Annotated in this window: 20 protein-coding genes; 12 read left to right on the top strand and 8 right to left on the bottom strand. The window is 38.9% G+C overall.

Going from position 1 to position 22729, the window contains the following annotated elements; genetic code table 11:
* Nucleotides 1-6 precede the first annotated feature (6 nt).
* Entirely contained in the window at nt 7-1521 is a 1515-nt protein-coding gene (locus tag ACW6NC_RS03380; RefSeq protein ID WP_457863779.1) for a DEAD/DEAH box helicase, read from the top strand.
* 56 nt (nt 1522-1577) lie between these two features.
* Here ACW6NC_RS03380 and ACW6NC_RS03375 read toward each other — a convergent pair whose 3' ends face one another.
* Complete coding sequence (locus ACW6NC_RS03375; RefSeq protein ID WP_457863778.1) at nt 1578-2066, bottom strand: hypothetical protein; 489 nt, start codon at nt 2064-2066, stop codon at nt 1578-1580.
* Between the two features lie 154 nt (nt 2067-2220).
* Between ACW6NC_RS03375 and ACW6NC_RS03370 the strand changes: the two genes are divergently transcribed.
* Nucleotides 2221-4395, top strand: coding sequence for a catalase (locus ACW6NC_RS03370; protein ID WP_457863777.1), 2175 nt, complete (start codon nt 2221-2223; stop codon nt 4393-4395).
* Between the two features lie 51 nt (nt 4396-4446).
* Here ACW6NC_RS03370 and ACW6NC_RS03365 read toward each other — a convergent pair whose 3' ends face one another.
* Nucleotides 4447-6762 carry a penicillin-binding protein 1A gene (locus tag ACW6NC_RS03365; protein ID WP_457863776.1) on the bottom strand — a complete coding sequence of 772 codons (2316 nt, stop codon included), beginning with the start codon at nt 6760-6762 and terminating at the stop codon, nt 4447-4449.
* Nucleotides 6763-7739: 977 nt separating this feature from the next.
* Nucleotides 7740-9026: a dipeptidase gene (locus ACW6NC_RS03360; RefSeq protein WP_457863775.1), complete on the bottom strand. Its 1287-nt coding sequence runs from the start codon at nt 9024-9026 to the stop codon at nt 7740-7742.
* A gap of 189 nt (nt 9027-9215) precedes the next feature.
* Between ACW6NC_RS03360 and ACW6NC_RS03355 the strand changes: the two genes are divergently transcribed.
* The 4 genes from ACW6NC_RS03355 to ACW6NC_RS03340 are packed head-to-tail and all read left to right on the top strand — an operon-like array spanning nt 9216 to nt 12790.
* Nucleotides 9216-10667 carry a RimK family protein gene (locus tag ACW6NC_RS03355; protein WP_457863774.1) on the top strand — a complete coding sequence of 484 codons (1452 nt, stop codon included), beginning with the start codon at nt 9216-9218 and terminating at the stop codon, nt 10665-10667.
* A 2-nt stretch (nt 10668-10669) separates the two neighbouring features.
* Nucleotides 10670-11890: a carboxylate-amine ligase gene (locus tag ACW6NC_RS03350; protein WP_457863773.1), complete on the top strand. Its 1221-nt coding sequence runs from the start codon at nt 10670-10672 to the stop codon at nt 11888-11890.
* On the top strand, nt 11887-12570 hold the full coding sequence (locus ACW6NC_RS03345) for an N-formylglutamate amidohydrolase (protein ID WP_457863772.1): 684 nt from the start codon (nt 11887-11889) through the stop codon (nt 12568-12570). The genes ACW6NC_RS03350 and ACW6NC_RS03345 overlap by 4 nt, the downstream gene beginning before the upstream one ends.
* Nucleotides 12571-12616: 46 nt before the next feature.
* On the top strand, nt 12617-12790 hold the full coding sequence (locus ACW6NC_RS03340; RefSeq protein ID WP_457863771.1) for a hypothetical protein: 174 nt from the start codon (nt 12617-12619) through the stop codon (nt 12788-12790).
* A 59-nt stretch (nt 12791-12849) separates the two neighbouring features.
* Here the strand turns inward: ACW6NC_RS03340 and ACW6NC_RS03335 are convergent, their stop codons facing one another.
* A complete protein-coding gene (locus ACW6NC_RS03335; protein ID WP_457863770.1) occupies nt 12850-13281 on the bottom strand; it encodes an FKBP-type peptidyl-prolyl cis-trans isomerase in 432 nt (143 codons plus the stop codon).
* 306 nt (nt 13282-13587) lie between these two features.
* On the opposite strand from ACW6NC_RS03335, the gene ACW6NC_RS03330 reads away from it, so the two are divergent.
* Nucleotides 13588-15036 carry a Gfo/Idh/MocA family protein gene (locus ACW6NC_RS03330; RefSeq protein WP_457863769.1) on the top strand — a complete coding sequence of 483 codons (1449 nt, stop codon included), beginning with the start codon at nt 13588-13590 and terminating at the stop codon, nt 15034-15036.
* A 57-nt stretch (nt 15037-15093) separates the two neighbouring features.
* The gene (locus ACW6NC_RS03325; RefSeq protein WP_457863768.1) at nt 15094-15543 is read left to right on the top strand and encodes a 3D domain-containing protein; all 450 of its coding nucleotides are present in this window, start codon (nt 15094-15096) and stop codon (nt 15541-15543) included.
* 10 nt (nt 15544-15553) lie between these two features.
* On the opposite strand, the gene ACW6NC_RS03320 is transcribed toward ACW6NC_RS03325, so the two are convergent.
* Entirely contained in the window at nt 15554-15685 is a 132-nt protein-coding gene (locus ACW6NC_RS03320; protein ID WP_457863767.1) for a hypothetical protein, read from the bottom strand.
* Between the two features lie 153 nt (nt 15686-15838).
* Here ACW6NC_RS03320 and ACW6NC_RS03315 point away from each other — a divergent pair, with 153 nt between their 5' ends.
* Nucleotides 15839-16678, top strand: a complete 840-nt coding sequence (locus ACW6NC_RS03315) for an SMP-30/gluconolactonase/LRE family protein (protein ID WP_457863766.1) — start codon at nt 15839-15841, stop codon at nt 16676-16678.
* Between the two features lie 18 nt (nt 16679-16696).
* Complete coding sequence (locus ACW6NC_RS03310) at nt 16697-16849, top strand: hypothetical protein (RefSeq protein WP_457863765.1); 153 nt, start codon at nt 16697-16699, stop codon at nt 16847-16849.
* A 1-nt stretch (nt 16850) separates the two neighbouring features.
* On the opposite strand, the gene ACW6NC_RS03305 is transcribed toward ACW6NC_RS03310, so the two are convergent.
* Nucleotides 16851-17495, bottom strand: a complete 645-nt coding sequence (locus ACW6NC_RS03305) for a hypothetical protein (protein WP_457863764.1) — start codon at nt 17493-17495, stop codon at nt 16851-16853.
* 100 nt (nt 17496-17595) lie between these two features.
* On the opposite strand from ACW6NC_RS03305, the gene ACW6NC_RS03300 reads away from it, so the two are divergent.
* Nucleotides 17596-18933, top strand: coding sequence for an aspartate kinase (locus ACW6NC_RS03300; protein ID WP_457863763.1), 1338 nt, complete (start codon nt 17596-17598; stop codon nt 18931-18933).
* A 66-nt stretch (nt 18934-18999) separates the two neighbouring features.
* Here ACW6NC_RS03300 and ACW6NC_RS03295 read toward each other — a convergent pair whose 3' ends face one another.
* Both ACW6NC_RS03295 and ACW6NC_RS03290 read right to left on the bottom strand, forming a co-directional pair.
* Entirely contained in the window at nt 19000-20235 is a 1236-nt protein-coding gene (locus ACW6NC_RS03295) for a glycosyltransferase family 4 protein (RefSeq protein ID WP_457863762.1), read from the bottom strand.
* Between the two features lie 32 nt (nt 20236-20267).
* Nucleotides 20268-22073 carry a sodium:proton antiporter gene (locus ACW6NC_RS03290; RefSeq protein ID WP_457863761.1) on the bottom strand — a complete coding sequence of 602 codons (1806 nt, stop codon included), beginning with the start codon at nt 22071-22073 and terminating at the stop codon, nt 20268-20270.
* 143 nt (nt 22074-22216) lie between these two features.
* Here ACW6NC_RS03290 and ACW6NC_RS03285 point away from each other — a divergent pair, with 143 nt between their 5' ends.
* Nucleotides 22217-22717 carry a GreA/GreB family elongation factor gene (locus ACW6NC_RS03285; protein ID WP_457863760.1) on the top strand — a complete coding sequence of 167 codons (501 nt, stop codon included), beginning with the start codon at nt 22217-22219 and terminating at the stop codon, nt 22715-22717.
* Nucleotides 22718-22729: the final 12 nt, after the last annotated feature.

The following is a 22729-nucleotide window of genomic DNA, read 5'->3' as shown; positions in this document are numbered from 1 at the left end:
GTTATTATGGAGGTTGAAACATTCGGAATTGAAGACAAAAAAGTAGATAAGCAATTATATGATTATCAGCAGGAAGATATTAAAAAAATCTTCAAGGTAATCGATCAGCACCCTGAACATTATAATTTGCTATATCAATTACCTACCGGTGGTGGAAAGACAGTTATCTTTTCCCAAATGGTCAGGGAATACATCCAGCGTACCCAAAAGAAGGTATTGATTCTCACCCACCGCATTGAATTGTGTAAGCAAACCTCTACCATGCTTACAGACTTTGGGGTGCGAAACAAGATCATCAACAGCAAGGTGAAGGAATTACCCGATCAGGAAGATTATATGTGTTTTGTGGCCATGGTAGAAACACTAAATAACCGTCTCAATGATGAGAAGCTCGAGATGGAGGATATCGGGATGGTAATTATCGATGAGGCTCACTATAACTCCTTCAGGAAACTTTTTAAATTTTTTGAAAAATGTTTCATACTTGGGGTGACCGCTACACCTTTGAGTTCCAACATCAAGTTACCAATGAAGGATAATTACCGGGAACTAATCGTTGGTGATTCCATCGCCTCTTTAATCGAAAAAGGATTCCTTGCCAAGGCAAATACCTACAGTTATAATGTGGGCTTAACAAGCTTAAAGGTAGGGATGAATGGAGATTACACGGTTAAATCTTCTGAAGAACTTTATACCAATTACAGCATGCAGGAAAAACTCCTGAATGCCTACTATGATAAATCCAGGGGGAAGAAAACTCTCATTTTTAATAACGGTATCAACACCTCTATTGAAGTTTATGAAACTTTTAAAAATGCCGGCTTGCCTATAAGGCACTTAGATAACACCACGGGTAAACAGGACCGAAAAGAAATTCTTAGATGGTTTAAACATACTCCTGGGGCCATTGTCACCTCGGTAAGTATTTTAACAACTGGTTTTGATGAACCTACTGTGGAAACTATCATCTTAAACAGGGCTACAAAATCACTGACTCTTTATTTTCAAATGATCGGTAGAGGCTCAAGAATTCTACCCGGGAAATCAGAATTTTCAGTCTTAGACCTGGGGAACAATCTTTCCCGTTTTGGGGAATGGAGCGCCCCGGTAGATTGGAGACAAATTTTCCGTGCTCCGGATTTTTATTTTGAAAACCTCCTTAGTGATGAGGAGATCGAAAGAGAATTCAAGTATGAAATGCCTCCTGAAATTAGAAAAAAATTCGCTAACACAGAAGATGTTGATTTTGACGTAGAAGCGGCCTATGATAAAGTAATAAAACAGGGCCTCAGATCCAAGGCTGTACTGGAATGGTCCATGGATCAACATGTGAAAATGTGTGTGGAAAACAGTGAGGATGTATTTGACGCCAGGCTGCTTATTAAGGAGTTAAAGGATGATATATCTTCCAGGATCAAGCAATATTCCTATTGTATAAGTAAGAGTACACAGAATTACAGGGATTGGCTCGAAGAAGATTATTCCAGAAAACTCCGTTTAGCGATTAATAAGGAGTTTTAAAACCTATAATAATCAAAGTTAAAGCCGGAATAATATTTCCGGCTTTTTATAATAATTTAATCATTTTCTGCATCAGCAGATTTAAGATCCTGTTCAACAAATTCTCTTTCACGCACCGATCCTCCAGCCACTATAGCCGCAGCAATTATCACAAGATTTTTAATAATGTATTGGCCTTCGGTGGTAAGCACAAAGGGAAGATCCTCAAAACAAATTTCCGGCAAGATTATCAATGGTAAGAAGGTTCCTGGCATCTGAAGGAACAAAAGTATCACGGCGATTCTTATTGTCTTTCGGGAAAGCATCAGCAAACCAATAAGCACCTCCCATACTCCAAGTATTGGTATGAATGTCTCAGGTTCGAACCAGAATACAGTGGCGGCAATAAGGGCCTGGGCAGGACTGTCAAAGGCCACTTTTAAAGCTCCAAACCAAATAAATACCACAGCGATGGAAATCCGTAATAAAGGTTTACCATACTGGTACATCCATCGGGTTACCTTATAATCAATTTTCCCTAATTTTTTAGATTTATCTATCTCCATCTTTCTTCGGTGTATGTTACTGAATAAACAATTTGAGATTTTTTTTTAACTATTTGAAAATCAAACGGAATTATAGGATTTATTTAACAGGGTCAAATTCCTTATACCTTCTTTTTTTTAGGAAATTTATAGAAACCATCTAAAATTTACCATTATGAAAGAAGAAGAGAAGAAGAAAAAATCTGAAGAATCTCAAAAAGTTAGGGATTTGGAACGAAATAAAGAAGATGGGACAAATCAGTTTTTGACCTCTAACCAAGGAGTGAGGATACATGATAATCAAAATACCCTGAGTGCAGGAGAAAGGGGACCTTCTTTATTGGAGGACTTTATTTTTAGGGAAAAAATGACCCACTTTGACCATGAAAGAATTCCAGAGCGAATAGTTCATCCCAGAGGTTCCGGTGCACATGGTTATTTCCAGGTGTATGAATCCATGGAAAAATATACCAAAGCAGATTTTCTCCAGGATCCTGCTAAAAAAACCCCCGTGTTTGTGCGTTTTTCCACCGTGGTGGGCTTTAAAGGGTCTACGGATCTTGCACGTGATGTACGTGGGTTTGCAACAAAGTTTTATACCGAAGAGGGGAATTATGATCTGGTGGGAAATAATATGCCTGTATTTTTTATTCAGGATGCTATGAAATTCCCTGACCTGGTACACGCTATAAAACCTGAACCCAATAATGAAATGCCCCAGGCGTCTGCAGCTCACGATACTTTCTGGGATTTTGTTTCCCTGATGCCGGAGTCACTTCATACTGTTATATGGGCAATGTCCGATCGCGCAATTCCTCGTAGTTTCAGGATGATGGAAGGATTTGGTGTTCACACGTTTAAATTTATCAATAAGCAGGGAAAAGCCACCTTTGTAAAATTTCATTGGAAACCTGTCCTGGGTGTACACGGAGTTGTTTGGGATGAAGCACAAAAAATATCGGGATATAATCCGGATTTTCACCGAAAAGATCTCTGGACAGCAATAGAAGACGGAAATTATCCTGAATTTGAATTAGGAGTCCAGCTGATCCCCGAAGAGGATGAACACAAATTTTCTTTCGATTTGCTGGACCCTACTAAGTTAGTGCCGGAAGAAGAAGTTCCTGTAAAAATTATTGGAAAAATGGTGCTTAACCGCAATCCTGATAATTTCTTTGCCGAAACCGAACAGGTAGCTTTCCATCCGGGACATATAATTCCAGGTATTGACTTTACTAATGACCCATTACTACAGGGGAGGTTATTTTCCTACCTCGACACCCAGCTGAAACGTCTGGGTGGTCCTAATTTCCACGAAATACCAATTAATAGACCTGTTGCTCCTACCCATAATAATCAAAGGGATGGCCATATGAGGCAGGAGATCAATAAAGGCCGCACCAGTTATGATCCCAACTCATTAGGAGGCGGATGTCCATTTCAGGCCAAAGTATCTGAAGGTGGTTTTGTTTCGCATACACAGAGAGTGGAAGGAAACAAGATAAGGCATAGAAGTAAAAGTTTTTCCGACCACTTCAGCCAGGTAAAAATGTTTTATGACAGCCAGACCCCTGTAGAGAAAAAACATATCATTGATGCTTTTAGTTTTGAACTGGGAAAAGTTAAAACGGTTCAGATCAGGGAACGTCTTGTAGGTTTGCTAACTCAGGTAGATATGGAACTGGCTGAAAACGTTGCGAAGAACCTGGGAGTAGATTTTCCCCGAGAACCAGAAAAGCCGATGAATAAAGGTGTACCTGCAGATTCCAAAGACAAATATGAATCTACTTTCGTTGAACAGAACACTAAATCTTCTAAAGCATTGAGTATGCAGAAGAATTTAGTCCACTTTGTAAAAAGTAAAAAAGTGGCGTTTTTATGTGCTGAGGGTTCTGATGAAGAATCAGTAGTGGCTATGAAAAAGGACCTGGAAAATGAAGGGGCAAAAGTCGATGTAATAGCCCCTCACTCCGGCACCCTAAAACTCTCTGGCAATAAGGAGGTAAAAATAAATAACAGTTTTATCACCACAGCTTCAGTTCTTTATGATGCCATTTATTTACCTGCAGGTGAAAAGGCCGTTACCGAATTACGGGATATACCGGAAGCGATATTTTTTCTAAATGAAGTCTTTAAGCACTGTAAACCAATTGCTATGGCTGGCAAACCGGAAGATTCTATAATAACAGAAACCTATTTCTGGAAGAAAATTAAAGACCAGGATCTCTCGGAACTTGGACTTGTAGTCAATGAAAAAGATGATTTTAGGCAATTGTCCCAGAAATTTTTGAATGCTATTAAAAAGAGTCGTTTCTGGGCCAGAGAAGAATCACCGGATATTCAGGCATAATAAATAAGGTACGAAAACTAATTAAAGGTTCAGGGGCTTATGTTCCGGCCTTTAATTATTTTTCTTTCCGCCAAAGAGCCTCTGGAAAAATCCTTTTTTCTCTTTCTTTTCTTCTTGTTTTTCTGTGCGATTATTGCGTTTTTGGTCATTATCCTTATTACCAAAAAGCCTTTTAAAAAATCCATCACGTTTTTCAGGTTCGCAATCCATCATGGCGATCACCTCGGACGAAACTGGAAAACGTGCCTGGGTAATTTCCTTGAACTGAGGTTCGGCATTCATTTTTTGCATCAGTTTTCCAAAGACAGGCAAGGCAGAATTAGCCCCCTGGCCAATATAGGTGTTACGGAATCCTATCCGGTGATCATCACTTCCCACCCAGGTGACCGTTACGAGCTTTGGAGTCATCCCCACAAACCATCCATCCTTATTGTTTTGGGTGGTTCCCGTCTTTCCGGCAATATCGTTCCTTAAACCATAGGTGCCTCTTAGGCGGTATGCAGTACCTTCATTAACGGTAGCTTTCATCATTTCTACCATCACCTGACGATTGGTTTCCGAAAGGGCGGGGGATGGGTTGTTTTTAGGTTTAAATTCTGCTAGAAGATTGCCACTGCCATCTTCTATTTTGGTGATATAAAACGGTTCACTGTATTTTCCATTATTTGCAAAAGGGGTGAAGGCCGTGGTAAGTTCCGCCAAAGTCATTGACGCCGTACCCAGGGCAATTGAAGGCACCGCCGGAATTTCAGAATCAATTCCCATTTTTCTGGCCTGATTAATAACATTGCCAATACCTGTCTCCATTAAAACTTTCACGGCAATAGTATTCATTGACTTACTTAGTGCCTCCTTCATATTATAATTCATATGAGGATCTTTCTCCTGATTGCCGGAATTTTCTGGCCGCCAGCCTCCGGCATAGGTCACTTCCCGGGCAGAGAAATAGGTACAGGGTTCAATTCCATTTTCCAAGGCTGCCGAATAGACTATGGGCTTAAAAGTAGATCCGACCTGTCGTTTGCTCTGTGATATATGATCATATTGAAAATAACGATAATCAATACCCCCGACCCAGGCCTGAACCGCCCCTGTCCCGGGATCAACCGCCAACATTCCTGAATTTAAAAATTTAAGGTAGTGTGCTATACTATCTTTTATACTGGCTGTTTTGGTGACAGCACCATTATGCTCAAATAACTCAATAGGCCTTGTTTTTTCCAATTCAGTCATTATTTCATCTTCTGATAAGCCTTCTTCTTTTAGATTTTTATAGGGTTTTGAACTTCTAATGGCATCTTGAAGAATTTTTTTGTTCCGTTTCCATGGAGGCGTTTCGCCGTACGATTTTTCGTGCTGTTGCTGTAAAACTGCCATGTGTTCTTTCATCGATTCCTCGGCCAGCTGTTGCATCCTGTAATTTAATGTGGTATGCACAATGAGTCCGTCACGATAAATATTATACTTCTTTCCATCTTTATTTTTTAAAGTGTCTAGAATTTTACTTACCTCTTTGCGAACCTGTTCTCTAAAATAGGGGGCAAGTCCTTTATCATGGCCGTAATTTTTATAATTCAGGACCAGTTCGGTTTCCTGGGCCTGCTTTTCTCTTTCTTCTGAAATGAAATTATACTTTTCCATTTGGGAAAGCACAACATTTCGTCTTTGTTTACTGCGCTCTGGGAAAATACGGGGATTATAATAATGCGAAGCTTTAAGCATTCCCACTAGGACGGCTGATTCTTCCAGATTTAATTCTGAGGTAGGTTTTCCAAAAAATTTCATCGAAGCGCTCTCGATACCGAAAGTGTTATCACTAAAGGGAACTGTATTAAAATACAACCTGATAATTTCATCTTTATCATAGGCACGCTCCAGTCTTTTTGCAATTACGAATTCCTGAAATTTATTGACTACAATTCCCAAAATTCCATAATCCTTTCTTCCGTAGATATTCTTGGCGAGCTGCAGCGAAATGGTACTACCCCCACCTGCAGAATCATCCTGCAGTAAAATGGATTTAAAAAACACTCGCAAAAGACTTCGGTAATCAATCCCGCTATGGTTGTAAAACCTAACATCTTCTGTAGCTATCAGAGCATTTATTAAATGCTGCGGAAATTCCTCATACTTTACCGGTTGCCTGTCATCAATGAAAAATTTTCCTATTAGTTCCCCTTCTGAAGATAGAACCTGGGTAGCACGACTTTGCTGAAGTTCACTTAATTCTTTGGTTGATGGGAGTTTTCCCCAAGCACCAAAATATACACTGGCCAAGAAAAGGATACCAACTGCAATTAAACTTCCAATTATTATTAAACCCAATTTAATTCTGGGTGAATTCTTGATCTTGTATAACAATGACATAGGTTAAATTAATTGCTACAAATTAACAAAGACTTGAAAAAAGTATGTCACTATTTATGCCAACTTTAAGGTTTAACGATGGTAATTAAAAGAGCCGGTCACAAATTAAATTGTGCCGGCTAATTTAGGGCGAAGTTCATATGGATTTATTTTATGGTTCTATTGCAAAACTTTTGTGATGCTTCCATGTTGATGTAAAATGGTTGTTTTTTATTACACGGAATGGTTTCCGGCGTTTTAAGAACCCTGCCTTGCGCTCCTCAATATTCATAATCAAATTCTCCAGGGTTTTCATAATATAAATTTTAAGGGTTGAATTATTAACTTAAATAGCGTCTCTGGTTGTCCCAGCTGCTTCTATTGTTTTGCTTGGTGGTGTTCAAGAATGTTCTGCGGTTGATCTTTGTCGGTTTCATAACTTTTGATTTTAATGGTTGAACAATTAATTTAAATAGCGTCTATGATTATCCCAGCTGCTTCTATTGTTTTGCTTGGTGGTGTTCAAGAATGCTCTGCGGTTGATCTTTGTCGGTTTCATAACTTTTGATTTTAATGGTTGAACTATTAACTTAAATAGCGTCTATGATTATCCCAGCTGCTTCTGTTGTTTTGCTTGGTGGTGTTCAAGAATGTTCTGCGGTTGATCTTTGTCGGTTTCATAACTTTTGATTTAATGGTTGGACAATTAGTTTAAATAGCGTCTTTGGCTATCCCAGCTGCTTCTGGTGTTTTGTTTGGCCGAGTTTAAAAATGCTCTACGGGTGGTCTTGAAAGTTTTCATAATCTAAAAGTTTATTGTTTACCTAATAGACTTCCAATTAATTGGCTTGTTACAGTACTATGCATAAAATAGTACTAAATTAACAAATTATTAACCTTTGGATTGATTTTCAGTGGTAAGTAGGGGAGGGTTAAAAAAATAATGCGAACCTCTCGGTTCGCATTATCCTTTAAATTCTAAGAATAGGATTTAAGACCTACGACTTCTGTATTTCTTTAGCTACGCTTTGAACTTCGTCTAAAACGCGTAATAAATTTTCTCCCCAGAGTTTAGCAATCTCTTTCTGAGAATAACCTCTTTTTATGAGTTCTGCTGTGACATTCAAAGTTTCAGAGGCATCCTGCCATCCTTCAATTCCTCCGCCTCCATCAAAATCAGAACTTATTCCAACATGGTCAATACCTATTAAATCAACCATATAGTCTATATGATCTACAAAATCGCTGACGGCTACGGGTTGTATTTCTTTCTTAAGTTTGGTAACATCGTCCTGGGCAGCATTTCTTATTTTTTGAAATTCAGCATAATAAATATCTCGATCGGCCTGTGCTAGGTTTCTAATACTGTCCCGTTTAAGAATCGAGAAATTCATTTCCGATGCTTTCTTTTCATAGATCTTGTTTCTAGCATCGGTAAAAGCTTTGTTTTTTTCAGTGTTCAGGTATGCGCTGAAGGCCACCGTCTGTACAACTCCTCCATGTTCCTTGAATAGCAATAATAATTCATCATCCAAATTTCGACTATGGTCACACAATTCTCTTGCAGAGGAATGAGAGGCGATAAGAGGGGCTTTGGAAAGCTCGAACATCTGCTTGATTGCTTCCTTGGAAGGGTGAGAAACATCGATCATCATCCCGTATTTATTCATTTCAGAAATGACCTCTTTTCCAAGGTCACTCAGACCATTGTGAAGCCATTCATCCTTTTCCTCCCCGGTATTGGAGTCACAAAGTTGGCTATGACCCTGGTGAGATAGGGACATGTAACGGGCACCAAGCTCATAGAATTTCTTTACGTTTTCTATATTTTCTCCAATAGGATAAGCGTTTTCAACACCAATCATGGCCACCTTTTTACCAGAGGCATGTATTTGCCTTACCTCCGCTGAATTAGTTGCAAGTTCAATTTTATCAGGAGCGAGTTCATTGACAAGTTTATGGATGGCGATAAACTTCTGCATAGCATTGTTATATGCAGCTTTATAGCCTTCTTCATTCAATTTATCCTGACCAGTATACACAATAAACCAGGCCACATCCAACCCGCCTTCTTCCATTTTAGGAAGGTTTACCTGGGTTTCCAGGTTCATCGTATAATTATTTTGATCGGTAAAATTAGCTACGTTAATGTCGGCATGGGTATCTATAGTGATTATTTCATTCTGGATTTTTCTCGCTTTATCCAAGGTTTGCTGGTCGTAATTTTGAGCTTGTAAACTTATGGCACCCAGGAGCACCATCAGGGAGGTTTTAAAAATTTTCATGATCGCTTATGATTTATAATTGTTGAAAATAGGAATATTTTTTAAAAGAGCACAAGATATCGGACAGCTGATTCAATACCCAGTGTAATCCTCGGAAATTTTTGGGTGGAATTGTCTTTTCTGCCTTTTCTAATTTTTGTTTTTTCTAAAGGATTTTCAGTTACATTTGATATTCAATTAACCTTTTTAATGGAAAAATTTATTGTGGTTAACCAGCCTGAAACCTGGAACTTAGTACTTGATAAAGTTCAGATCATTTCTGCACAGGCCTACCTTACCGACCCGGGATATGCTAAAATTAAAAAGGCTAGGATATTCAATCTTTGTAAGGACTATTCATATCAGTCCAGGGGATATTATGTTTCATTGTTAGCCGAAGCCAGGGGTCATCTGGCGATTCCTACTGTAAGAAACCTTGTGGATTTACGTGAACCTAAACTTGTCAAGATTGTTTCAGAAGACTTTGATGATCTCATTCAGAAAAGCCTAAAGAACATTAAATCCCAGGAGTTCACCCTTAGTATTTATTTTGGTCAGAATGTGGCTCAGAAATACAGAGAGCTCAGCGCAATGTTTCACCGGCATTTCCAGATTCCTTTTCTGCGGGTAAGATTTAATTTTACAACCAAATGGAATATTAAAAGTGTTAAGGCGATTTCAGAGGCTGAAATCCCCATCGAACATAAAGAAAGTATGCGGGAATTTGCCTCCCAGTATTTTGCTAAAAAACGTTATGATACGCCGCGTCCTGTCGGTGCGGATTATGACCTTGCTATTCTAATTAATCCGGAGGATCCTGCGCCTCCAAGCAATGCTAAAGCCATTAAAAAATTCATTGAAATTGGAGGAAAATTAGGGTTTTACGTCGAGGTGGTAAACCCAAAAGATCTTTCTCGTCTCTCTGCCTTTGATGCCTTATTTATCAGGCAAAGCACCGAGGTCAATAACGACGCTTATGCATTTGCACGTAAGGCTCAACAAGAGGAAATTGCCCTTATAGATTACCCTGAAGCGATTTTGAAATGTTGTAACAAGGTTTTTATGGCTGAAGCGCTGCAGAATGCCGGGATACCTACACCTAAAACAGTTATTGTGCATAGGGATAATAAGAATTCAGTCCTTGAAATCACAGGCCTTCCCGTAGTATTAAAATCTCCCGATTCCACATTTTCCTTCGGTGTAAAAAAAGCCAATACCGAGTTGGAATATCAGGAAATGGTAAATGTGATGCTTAAAAAATCCGATCTGGTTATTGCCCAGGAATTCTCACCCTCGGAATATGACTGGCGAATAGGGGTTTTGGACGATAAAGCATTTTATGCCTGCCGTTATTATATGGCAAAAGATCATTGGCAGATCTATAATTGGAATGCGGCTGAAAAAATTAACCAGGATGGGGATGCTGAGTGTTTCCCCATTGAGGAAATACCTAAAAAAGTTTTGGAAGCGGCACTGAATTCTGCTAAAATTATGGGAAAAGGCCTTTATGGGATAGACGTAAAGGAAATCAATGGCCAGGCCCTGGTCATTGAAATAAATGACAATCCCAATATAGATGCTGGAGTGGAAGATGCCTTTTATGGTGATCAGGTGTATGTTGATATACTCAGCGCGCTAAAAAGCAGACTTGAAAAAAAATAATCATGAATTATCATCTCTTTGAAGTAGTAGGTGTTGAGCTGGAGTATATGTTGGTGCAGGCCAAGAGCCTTAAAATAAATCCGATTGTGGACCAGCTACTTATTAAAAAAAATGGAGGTTTAATCGCTGATATTGATAATGGAAAAATTCAGTGGAGCAATGAGTTGGTAGCTCATGTACTTGAGTTAAAAACCAACGGCCCTACGTCAGATTTGGAAAATTTAGATATACGGTTTGCTGAAAATATCAAAGAAATCAATTCTCTACTGGAAGAATTTGACAGTGTGCTTTTGCCTTCAGCCTCTCATCCTTTAATGCAGCCGAAGACAGAGACCCAGCTATGGCGGCATAGTCATAGCAAGATATATGACCTATACAATCGAATATTTGATTGTAGTGGACATGGTTGGAGCAATGTGCAGAGTATGCATATAAACCTACCATTCTTTAATGATGAAGAATTCGGAAAGCTACATGCTGCAGTGAGAATTCTGCTTCCCATAATTCCAGGTTTAAGTGCAAGCTCACCCATGTTTGAAGGTAAATTAACCGGGTTTTTGGATTCACGATTGGAGGTATATAAATCTAATCAGAAAGAAATTCCGCAAATGACCGGAAAAGTAATCCCCGAGCAGGTCTTCAATAAAGCAGATTATTATAAGCATATTTTTGAACCTATTAATGCGGCTATTAAACCCTTCGATACCGAGAATGTTCTCGATCATCATTTTCTCAATTCCAGGGGAGCAATTGCCAGATTTGATAGGAATGCAATTGAAATACGAGTAATAGATATCCAGGAGTGTCCTGCCGCAGATATAGCTATAGCTGTTTTAATTATTGAAAGTCTGAAATTACTTTTGAGCGGTGAACTATTCCCTATAGAGGAACTTGAGAAATGGCACGAAAATGAACTTTTTGATATTTTTAATGCCGTGGTTCGAAATGCAGAAAATACGCGCATTGAAAACCCGGCATATTTGGAGATTTTTGGCATAGAACGGAAAGTAAATGTGAAGCAAATCTGGGAAAAACTATATCAGAGCGTAGCGTCCAGAATATCTTCAAAACATTGCGAGACCCTTGAAATTATATTTACTAATGGAAGTTTATCATCCAGAATTATTAAAAAGCTTGGTGGGGACCTTTCCCAGGAAAACATCAAAAAAGTGTATACTCAGCTTGCATGGTGCCTGGCAAACAACGAAATTTTTAAAGGGTGAAATTAGTTTTAACATGTGAACACGCATCGAATCTAATTCCTAAGGAGTACAGGTATTTATTTTTGAAAGCAGATGTAATTCTCAATAGCCACCGTGGTTATGATCCCGGTGCTTTTGATCTTTTTGAGCATCTCCAAGCCTTGGGAGATTTCAGCCTCGCTCAGCATATAAGCAGGTTACTGGTGGAAGTGAACCGATCCCTTGGACATCCCGATTTATTCTCTGAATTCACCAAAGACCTTTCGCAAGGAGAAAAGAATAAAATTATTTCCCAATGGTATACTCCCTATCGAATCGAGCTTGAAAATGAAATTAAGAATCTTCTCGGATTAAATCAGCAGGTCATCCATTTATCTACTCACAGCTTTACTCCTGTATTCAAAGGCCAAACCCGTAATCTCGATATTGGGCTGCTGTATGACCCGGGACGAGATCATGAAAAAAGGTTTTGTAAAGTCTTAAAATTAAATTTAAATTCAATTGAACCTTCCTGGAAAATTAGGTTTAATTATCCTTACCGGGGAAAAGCAGATGGTTTAACAACTTATCTGAGGAGAAAATTTAAAAGGGATTATTTTGGAATTGAACTGGAAGTCAACCAGAAATTCGTTTGTAATAATAGGATGGATCAAAAACTCAAAGAAGCTATTTTTACCGCACTTGACCGTAGTTTATATTAATCGGGTATATGCAGAATATTTCCTAAATTGAATAAATTTTTATAAGATGAAATTCATAGAAATCAAAGACCTAAATGAGGATACCTTCTACATCAATAAGTCCCAAATTATGTATATCGCCTTTCAGGAGGATTCAGGATGTCATTTAGGGCTTAGCAATGGGTTACAGATAAAAACAAATGCCGAATATCAGGAACTGAAAGATCTGGTGGATGATTAATAAAAAGCCCCTGAAATCATCTAGACTTCAGGGGCTATTTATATAAGATGTGAGATGAATTACTTGATCTCCACTACTTCTAGGTCAAAAACAAGATCTTTACCGGCCAGAGGGTGATTTCCGTCTACCACAATAGATTCGTCTTTTACTTCTTTAACCACAAGATTCATTTCTCTACCGTCAGGGCTTTTAGAAACAAGACCCATTCCAACTTCCGGCTTAATCTCCTCAGGAAGCTGAGATTTTGGTACTTCCTGTATAAGTTCCTCTCTTGGCTCTCCGTAAGCTTCTTCTTTTGGAATATTTATGGTTTTCTTCTCGTTTACTTCCATATCGATAAGGCCTTTTTCAAAACCTGGAATTAACTGACCTTCTCCCATAGTGAACTCAATTGGTTCGCCACGTTCCACAGAGCTGTCAAAAACCTGTCCGTCAGTTAGTTTTCCGGTGTAATGTACCTTTACCGTGTCATTTTGCTTTACTTGACTCATAATAATATTTTTCGAGTTTAAAAATAGGCTAATCCTCAGCCTTTTAAAGCTGCAAAGGTACGGTTATTAAGATGAAACCCAAATTAAGCGCCGGGGAATCCCAAATCTTGTGGAAAGATTAACATTGTGTTTATGGTGAAGAATTTACGAATCCCGCCAAATCACCCGATATGCAAGACACTGTTAATCAGTATAAAAACTTATTTAATTGGAATTTTAAATATTAAAAGATACATTTATTAACTTAAATTTTAAATTCCTCCATTTAATTAAGGAGATTAACCCAACTTAAACTTAATCTGTTTTATGAAAAAAAATCAATCTAATTCCAGAAGGAATTTTATTAAGAGTACTGCGCTGGTAACCGCCGGAATTACCATAGTCCCCCGTCATGTAATGGGAGGTCCTGGCTTTTTGGCTCCCAGTGATAAGCTTATTGTAGCCGGCATCGGTGTGGGCGGTAAGGGTCAAAGTGATATTAAGAGTTTTGCCGATACCGGGAAAGCAGACATCGGGTTTTTGTGTGATGTTGATGATCGCCGTGCAGCTACTTCAATCGCTCGCTTCCCTAAAGCAAAATATTATAAAGACTGGAGGGAAATGTTTGAGAAGGAAGCTAAAAACTTCGATGCAGTTTCTGTTTCAACCCCAGATCACAATCATGCGATACAAACCCTTGCAGCAATGGAATTGGGAAAACACGTTTATGTGCAAAAGCCTTTAACCCACGATATATATGAAGCAAGACAACTTACCGAAGCAGCTCAGAAATATAATGTAGTCACCCAAATGGGGAACCAGGGAGCCTCAGGAGACGGGGTCCGAAAATTACGCGAATGGTATGACAGCGATCTTATTGGAAAGGTTCATACCGTATACTGCTGGACAGACCGTCCTGTTTGGCCACAAGGTATTCCATGGCCTGAAAAATCCAATGCTACCGTACCATCGGAACTGGACTGGAATTTATGGTTAGGCACTGCTCCATATAAGGATTATGTAGATGGCCTTGTTCCTTTTAACTGGCGAGGCTGGTGGGATTATGGGACCGGTGCCCTTGGTGATATGGGTTGTCATCTCATTGAAGCCCCTTATCGCGTATTGAACCTCAATTACCCCAAAGATGTTCAAAGCAGTGTGGGGAGTGTTTATGTCGATGAATTTCAACGTGGATATTTCCCAGAGAGCTGCCCGCCTTCCAGTCATGTGACTATGACCTTCCCAAAAACGGATAAAACCGATTCAGATGTAACCCTGCACTGGATGGATGGTGGAATCAAACCTATGCGTCCGGAAGAATTAGGGCCAAATGAGACTTTTGGTGATGGAGGAAATGGCGTCTTATTTATTGGTACAAAAGGTAAAATGATGTGTGGCACCTATGGGGAAAACCCTCAATTGCTTCCAACTTCTAAAACCGATCAAGTGAATGTTCCCAAGAAATACGAGAGGGTAGAAGGTGGTGCTAATGGTCATTATGGGCAGTGGGTAGAGGCCTCAATAGCCGGACACGGAAAGAAGGACCTCAGTGCGCCTTTTGAAATTTCCGGCCCCCTAACAGAGACCCTTCTCATCGCAAATCTTTCATTAAGAGGTATTGATGTCCGCAAGGAAAAGACACGTGATAATGGCGATAAATACTATGAATACCCTGGCAGGGATATAAAAATGCTATGGGATGCAGAGAATATGAAAGTGACGAACCTCGATGAAGTAAACCAGTTTGTAAAGCGAGACTATCGCACAGGCTGGTAAGTTGATCCAATATTTCTGGAATGTTCTCGTTAAGGATTAAATTAATTCCACAGAATCATGATCGTGATACGCCTAATATCCTCTGGGATTTTTTTAATGTTCCTGAATATTCTTACGGGCCTTTCCGCCTGTAATTTTGAGTCTAAAGAATCTCCTGAACCTAAAGTGGTCTGGGATAGCCTGGAGGTCACTGCTTCAGCATATAACGCTCTGAGCTGGCAAACGGCAGGAGGAGATCCCAGCATTACCGCCTGGGGAGATACTTTAAAAACAGGTTTAAAAGCGATTGCAGTTTCCAGGGACCTAATTGAAAGAGGTCTTGGTCATAATACCCCGGTCAAAATTGAAGGTTTTGACGGGGTATTTCTTGTTAAGGATAAAATGCATTATCGCTGGAAAAATAAAATAGATATTTTTATGGACAAAGATCTGGAGAAGGCCAGGCAGTTTGGCAGAAAAAAATTGATGATCTATTTTGTGTCTGATACCATTATCCCTGAAAATTAGGCCTGAAACATTATCCCAATCCTAAATACCCTAAAACTATCCAAAGAATTATAAATACTACCACCATACCCAAACACCCACAACCACCTCCGAATTTCTTCGCTCCCCATCCAGCCAGTAAAGCTCTGATTATATTCTTCATAGTAATTGACTTTTGATTAGCAAATTCTAAATTAGCCAGATTTAATTTTAGTAAAATTCAGATTATGAAAACTTTAGGTAGTAATTAGGAAATTATCCTAAAGACACCTGATAGGTTTTTTGTATATTTAATATTCTTAAATTAACAAGACTTATGAGAAGTTTATTATTGTTAGTTATTATTGTGATTAGTTCTTTTGCTTTTGCTCAGCAAAAAAGTGCAGAACTGATTAAAAAGACTGATGGGTTCAGCCATCCTGAATCAGTGGTTTTCGATAAGGCCCGGGATCTGGTTTATATCTCTAATATTGGGAATGATAGCCCGGGTGATGGCTTTATAACCAAAGCAAACCTCAATGGTGAAGTCCTCGAATTAAAATGGATTACCGGCCTGAATAACCCCAAAGGATTGCTTATCCAGGACGATATTCTTTATGTAAGCGATAATACAGATATTGTAAGAATGGATATTGAATCCGGAAGTATTATCAAGCGGATTGCTGTGGAAGATTCAAAATTCTTGAATGATATCACTGTGGATAATGAGGGCCATATCTATATTTCTGATTCGGGAAACAGCAGTATTTATAAATTGGAAAAGGATACAGATAAATTGACCCAGTGGTTAAGCACCGAAGAACTAGAATTTCCCAATGGCTTGCTGGTTGTTGATGATCATATCTATGTAGCTGCCTGGGGGAAGGAAGACGACGGGAATCTTTTAAAGGTGAATCTTAAAAACAAAGAAATCCAGAGAATTTCCGAACAACCCATTGGCAATCTTGACGGTATTCAGCTCAATAATAAAAACAACTTTTATATATCCGATTGGGCCGATGGTAATGTTTATGAAATTGACCAAAAAGGGAAATCCCATAAAATTCTAACTTCCGATATAAGCTCAGGTGATATTCTTTTTCATAGAGATTCTGGAAAAATGGTGCTGCCAATGAATCGTCAAAATTCTGTATGGTGGTATCAAATAAATGAGTAGGAATTAAAATTTTTTAGCATGCAGATCAGAGATAAAGATGACCAGGAATCCGAGGACTACATCATCCAGGACAGTAAGAAAACCAGGTTCGGAGCAGTTTTTATCGCTATAATTATTATTATTCTTATCGCTGCAGTTCTTATGACGGGTGTTTATTTTGAGTATTGGTAAGTTATTTTTTAATCTCATTGAGAAGAAGAAATGCCTTATTAACATATTCCTTCTCCAGGAAAATGGCAAAATAGTTTGAGGTTGAAATCATTTCAAAAACAGGGATTCCCTCATAGGCCAGGAGTTTGAACAAATAGAAATAAAGACCTACAGATTGTGAACTGTTTTTTGGTAAAGCAATAGTAATGGATGATAATTTCTCCTTTACAGAAACCCTTACTTCATTTTTAAAACAATCCTCCACCAAATCAGTGAGGCTGGCGGAAACCAAAATGTTACTTTCCTGATAGTTACTCGAATAATTCAAATAAACACCGGTTTGATCTTTAACCGATTCCAGCAAGCTTGCCTTATTAGCGATAATGGTTTTTGAATTAAGGAAGGTATATTCTGTTATTCCTGAACGAACCACAATATCTCCCAGTTCTCGCAGATGCCTCATGTTGATTTTGGTTCTTCGGGGAGCATATCGCCGTAAGGCCATAATAATAGAACCCTGTTTCACGGGTTTCTTCATTTCTGCTTCAACTTCAGGTTGGATATCAGCAGCAAGACCGCTAAAATTAACGATATCTCTGGCGATAGCATCATCCAAGAAAGGCTGATGCCTAATGATATCATGCACACAGGTTGTGATGGTTTTCATTGTTAATTATTATACATTCTGTGCAAATGTATATAAAATGAATTATATTTTTTGCCTCTCCTGGGCTAAAGCCTAAATATGCACTTTCAAATTAATGAGAATGAAGGTTTTAAAATTTGGCGGCACATCGGTTGGTTCGGTGGAGAGTATTAGAAACGTGAAATCAATCTGTTGCAGTGGGGAGGATCAAAAAGTCCTTGTTCTTTCGGCAATGAGTGGGGTTACCAATACGTTGGTGAATATCACCGATCATATAAAATCTGGTGCAGGTGCCAGGGTGGCGGAAATTATTGGCGAGCTCAAAATAAAACATTTTGATGTCATTGAAATCCTTATTGAGGATGAGCTTCTGCAGTATGAATGCAAAAGGGAGGTCGCTGGAGTGTTAACTGAACTTGAAGCCTTCACAAAACTTGAGTATAGTGAAGAAGTTTATTCCCGGGTGGTAACAACTGGGGAAAGAATGCTTACCTGTATATTTTCCAAATATCTGGAATCCTGTGGCATTGAAAATAATTTGCTCGATGCACGTGATTTTATGAAGGTTCACAATCTCGAAAATCCCGATACCGAGTTTGTAGGGAAAAATTTTAGAAATGCAGTTTCAGGTCTTCCAGAAACCAATATTTTCATCACCCAGGGCTTTGTACGTATTGACGAACATAATAAAATAAGTACCCTTAAAAGAGGAGGAAGTGATTATACTGCGACTATTTTAGGAGCAGCTCTAAATGCTCAGGAAGTACAGATCTGGACCGATATAGATGGTTTTCATAATAACGATCCGCGTTTTGTAGAACATACACACCCCATAGCAGAACTAAGTTTTGAAGAGGCAGCAGAACTTGCTTATTTTGGTGCGAAGATTCTCCATCCTCAAACCGTCTCTCCGGTTATTCATAAAAATATTCCTGTTTACCTGAAAAACACTTTTACACCCCATCTACCGGGAACCAGGATCTCCGGGCAGGCCAATGGAGCGGGTTTAAAAGCTATTTCAGCCAAAGATGGAATTACAGCCATTAAGATTAAATCCAATAGAATGCTGATGGCACATGGCTTTTTGCGAAAAATATTTGAGGTATTTGATCGTCACCAAACGGCCATAGATATGATAACCACATCGGAGATCGCAATTTCACTTACCATAGATAATAATCAAAATCTGGACAAGATCATTGCGGAGATCGAAGATTATGGTGAAATTATGGTAGAGCGTGACCATTCAATTATTTGTTTGGTTGGAGAAGGGGTGATTGAAGACAAAAAAGCCAGCAGGATCTTTGAGCTATTGCACGATACCTCTATCCGGATGATCTCTTATGGCGGTAGCAATAATAATATTTCCTTGCTGGTAGCTACTAAAAATAAAATTGACGTGCTTCAAAAACTGCATCGAAAAGTGTTTCCGGTCAGTCCCGTCAGCGAATTTGTATAATTTTTCTGTTAGTGAGCAGTTTTTCTGTTCCTTTTGTGTAGTGAAAACCGTCGGTTGCTAATAATTCTAGCCGGCGGTTTTATTTTTTTCTTCAATGAACCTGGCCATAAAATAGGTACTACGATGTAAATGATGATTCAGCATAGCACCGATAAAATTCTGTCTCCGGTGCTCAGCTAGGCAATTACCAAGTTTTAGTCTCTTCTTAAATTCACCTCGAACAGCCCTTGCAGAAAACCGGGAATTAATTATTTCAAAACCTCGTTGCTGGGCGGTCTTCCATTTAACTTCATCCCGATATAAACATATAGCGGCATTTGCAAATTCCTCGGGATCATTTTCAATATAACCGTTCCATGGAAGAGTTCCAGGAATTCCTTCTGCTCCCACCTCGGTGGTGATAGCTGGGCTGCCGCATTGCATTGCCTGGATCAGCTTTCCTTTTAATCCAGCACCAAACTGGAGTGGGGCCAGGCAGATTCTTGCTTTTGTCATTTCTTCTTCTGCATTTTCGGCTCTTCCGTGCACTAAAAAACCATTTTCTGGATCGTTTAACTTAAAGATCTTTTCTGAAGGATAAGCACCATAAATATGTAAATTAGTTTCCGGGATTTGCTTTTTAATTTTCGGCCAAATACTTTCCTTCAAGGTTAAAACTGCATTGATATTGGGCTGATGAAGAAAGTTTCCAATGCTTATAAAATCTTTTCTTTCCCTAAAACCCGGAAAGCTTTGAATTTCCTTCGAAGTGATTTCTTTCAGCATAAAAGGCAAATATAAAAGGAGACTTTCCGGAACATTAAAAATATCAGACAGCACGTGCATTTCTGCTTCCGAAATTATCAGGCTAATATCGCAGCGGTAAATCGAAGCAATCTCTCTTTTAGCAAATTCTGAGCTTAGATAAAGTGTTGCCGGATCTTTGTTCTCTTTATACGCTTTTTGCCTTGTCTTGCGAATAAAATGAAGATCCTCAGTATCTAATATCTTTAACGCAGTAGGACAGAATTTATCAACCCTCCAACCAAATTGTTCTTCCATCATGAACCTGTCAAAAAGCACAATATCAGGTAGTAGGTCTTCGATATAACTATCAAAAGTCGGTGCGTTTAACTCAATTTCTTTAGTGATTACTCCCAGGTTTTCCAATGAGGGGGTGAATGGGCTTCGTTTTGCAGTCGTGGCGAAATGAACCTCATAATGTTCATCTCGAAAAAAATCTATCAACTGCATCATTCGTGTACCGGCTGCAGACGAAGTTGGTTCCGGCCAGACATAGCCTATAATCAACAATTTTTTCATCCTTTGATAAGTATTTGTATAGCAAAGATAAATTAAATGCTTCCTGCCAGCAGCATAGAACCAACAATCCATAAAATAAGTGATACTACTCCACCTATAATAAAAAAGTGTCTGAATCGGTAAATTCCCATTCCATAAATAATGGTATTGGTCTGGTAGCCCACTGGAGTAAAGAAACTGAAATTAGCAGCGAATAACACGGCAAGGATAAAGGGTTTTGGATCCATTTCTAAGGCAAGAGCAATAGTGATGGCAATTGGGGTAATGATAATTGCAGTAGCATTGTTAGACACAAAACCACTCATTATCATGGTAACGAGAAAAAGTAATACGATGACTACTGTATTTGTTTGTTCGGTGAACAATTCTAAGAGTTGGGTAGAAAGCCATTGATCTGCTCCGGTATTGTTCATAGCAACGCCAAGAGGTATCATTCCTGCCAGCAAGAAGATAATTTGCCAGTTGACCCGCGAGTAAATCTTTCCCAGGTCAATACATTTGAAATAAATCATTAAAAAGCATCCTATCAGTGCACTTTTAAGAATTGGAAAAATGCCAAAAGCAGATAATGCGATTACAAGAAGAAGAATAAACAGGCTTAAATATCTTTTTCGACGATTGCTTACCGTAATATCCTGGTGCTTTTGTAGAATAGTAACATTTTCAATTTTTTGAAGTTCCTCCATAACACTATCGGTGGCTTCTACCAAAAGGCGGTCACCGACCCGGAGTTCTATCTGGCTCCGGTTCTTGTCAAAAATTCTTCGACGGGGATTCATAAAACTTCTTCTTTTCCTTATGGCCAGGGGAACTGCGCCATATAGCTCATAACTTCCCACATATTTTAACCTTTTGCCCACCAGCGGAGAGTTTGGCAGGATTAGTAGTTCCACTACTTCCACATTCTCATCAAGGTCTATATCCTTTTCATGATTATTTTGGGTGAGTTTTCTATCCTTTATAACGGAAATACCTTTTGCCTCTTTGAGCTTCATTAAATTTTCAAGGTTGCATCGTAAAAGAAATTCATCGGCCTCCCTAATCCCGGTGTTTTTTCCAGGTTTGTCGTTGATTATTCCTTCCCTTTTCAATCTTAGGACTTCGACATTGGGATTGTTGTGAAAGAAAGTGTCTCCAATATTTTTTCCAATCAGGTCGGCGTCTTTTTTAATAATAATCTTGGTAATAAATTCATCAAGGTCATAGACATCGGAATAATGAGAAGGTTTTTTATTTGGGAGGAACCTGATCATCAGACTTACAATGGCTATGGTAATAAGCATAAAGATCAATCCGTACCAGGTGAATTCAAAAAAACTAAAACGTTCAATCCCACGGTTAACGGCAACAGCATTGACGATTAGGTTTGTGGAAGTCCCCATTAAGGTGCAACTACCTCCTATAATTCCAGCAAAGGAGACTGGCAGAAGCAATTTGGAAGCCGGTATATCATATCGTACTGATAGTTCATTAATGATTTTAATAAAGACAATAACTACCGCCGTAGTATTTATAAATGCTGAAATTCCCCCGGCTATTAACATAAAGGCCGGGACCATAAGGTAAATGGGTAATCCGCGTAATTTGCGTAAGCCATTGGCGAGCCAATCTATTACCCCGTTGGTCTCCAAACCAATAGCCATAATCATCAAGGCCAGAACGGTAATGGTTGCTGGGCTGGAAAAACCGGATATCGCTTCCTCAGGGCTTATAAGGTTGGTGACCAGTAAACTTACCATGATAAAAAAAGCGATCTTGTCTACCGGAAATAACTCCAGGGCAAAGAGAACAATTACAATTCCAAGGATTATAAATAAAAGGAGAATTTCGGTGGTCATAGCTAAATTTAAACATAAAAATAAATTCATTAGAAAAGCACTAAGAATTCTTTTGAAATATTTATGACTTACACCTAAAGGAAAAATGTTAAGTGGAGGCTACACAGAAAAAAATTATTACCTTGAAATAAAATCAAGGAATTATGAGCAGAGGATTTGTCAAGGAAGATGACCAGGAAGAGGCCCCAATAATACCTCCCCGTGCAGCTTTGCCTGATGGGGTCACTAATTATGTAACCCCATTTGGATTTCAATTGCTGCAGGAAGAGAAAAAAGATCTTGAGCAACAACGGTCTTCCATAGTAATAGATGATGAATCAGAATCCAGACGTGCAAAAACAGTTATTGATGGAAAGCTTAAATTACTCAATGATCGTATTGCTTCGGCCAGAATTCTGGATCCCCAATCTCAGGCCAAAGATGAGGTGAGGTTTGGTGCCCGGGTAAAAATTCAAAATAAAGACTCAGGGAAGCTTCAAGAAATCTTGATCGTAGGAGTGGATGAAGCTGACGTAAAGAAAAATAAAATTGCATTTATTGCTCCAATTGCAAGGGCGATAACTGGGAAAAAAATAGGGGAGACCGTAGCTTTTAAGCTGGGCCCGGAGATCCGTAATTTAGAAATTATGGAAATTTCCTATTAATGTTGTAGCTTG

This window comes from Salegentibacter profundi, from assembly GCF_054121475.1.
Note: the sequence above shows the minus strand (reverse complement) of the source record. Positions and strands in the feature narration are given on the sequence as shown.

Excerpts from the sequence above, each read along its gene's own strand:
- ACW6NC_RS03375 (WP_457863778.1), bottom strand. The coding sequence starts at position 2,066 with ATGGAGATAGATAAATCTAAAAAATTAGGGAAAATTGATTATAAGGTA.
- ACW6NC_RS03350 (WP_457863773.1), top strand. The coding sequence starts at position 10,670 with ATGAATTATCATCTCTTTGAAGTAGTAGGTGTTGAGCTGGAGTATATG.
- ACW6NC_RS03340 (WP_457863771.1), top strand. The coding sequence starts at position 12,617 with ATGAAATTCATAGAAATCAAAGACCTAAATGAGGATACCTTCTACATC.
- ACW6NC_RS03320 (WP_457863767.1), bottom strand. The coding sequence starts at position 15,685 with ATGAAGAATATAATCAGAGCTTTACTGGCTGGATGGGGAGCGAAGAAA.
- ACW6NC_RS03360 (WP_457863775.1), bottom strand. The coding sequence starts at position 9,026 with ATGAAAATTTTTAAAACCTCCCTGATGGTGCTCCTGGGTGCCATAAGT.
- ACW6NC_RS03290 (WP_457863761.1), bottom strand. The coding sequence starts at position 22,073 with ATGACCACCGAAATTCTCCTTTTATTTATAATCCTTGGAATTGTAATT.
- ACW6NC_RS03315 (WP_457863766.1), top strand. The coding sequence starts at position 15,839 with ATGAGAAGTTTATTATTGTTAGTTATTATTGTGATTAGTTCTTTTGCT.
- ACW6NC_RS03285 (WP_457863760.1), top strand. The coding sequence starts at position 22,217 with ATGAGCAGAGGATTTGTCAAGGAAGATGACCAGGAAGAGGCCCCAATA.
- ACW6NC_RS03365 (WP_457863776.1), bottom strand. The coding sequence starts at position 6,762 with ATGTCATTGTTATACAAGATCAAGAATTCACCCAGAATTAAATTGGGT.
- ACW6NC_RS03335 (WP_457863770.1), bottom strand. The coding sequence starts at position 13,281 with ATGAGTCAAGTAAAGCAAAATGACACGGTAAAGGTACATTACACCGGA.
- ACW6NC_RS03330 (WP_457863769.1), top strand. The coding sequence starts at position 13,588 with ATGAAAAAAAATCAATCTAATTCCAGAAGGAATTTTATTAAGAGTACT.
- ACW6NC_RS03305 (WP_457863764.1), bottom strand. The coding sequence starts at position 17,495 with ATGAAAACCATCACAACCTGTGTGCATGATATCATTAGGCATCAGCCT.
- ACW6NC_RS03355 (WP_457863774.1), top strand. The coding sequence starts at position 9,216 with ATGGAAAAATTTATTGTGGTTAACCAGCCTGAAACCTGGAACTTAGTA.
- ACW6NC_RS03310 (WP_457863765.1), top strand. The coding sequence starts at position 16,697 with ATGCAGATCAGAGATAAAGATGACCAGGAATCCGAGGACTACATCATC.
- ACW6NC_RS03370 (WP_457863777.1), top strand. The coding sequence starts at position 2,221 with ATGAAAGAAGAAGAGAAGAAGAAAAAATCTGAAGAATCTCAAAAAGTT.
- ACW6NC_RS03325 (WP_457863768.1), top strand. The coding sequence starts at position 15,094 with ATGATCGTGATACGCCTAATATCCTCTGGGATTTTTTTAATGTTCCTG.
- ACW6NC_RS03380 (WP_457863779.1), top strand. The coding sequence starts at position 7 with ATGGAGGTTGAAACATTCGGAATTGAAGACAAAAAAGTAGATAAGCAA.
- ACW6NC_RS03300 (WP_457863763.1), top strand. The coding sequence starts at position 17,596 with ATGAAGGTTTTAAAATTTGGCGGCACATCGGTTGGTTCGGTGGAGAGT.
- ACW6NC_RS03295 (WP_457863762.1), bottom strand. The coding sequence starts at position 20,235 with ATGAAAAAATTGTTGATTATAGGCTATGTCTGGCCGGAACCAACTTCG.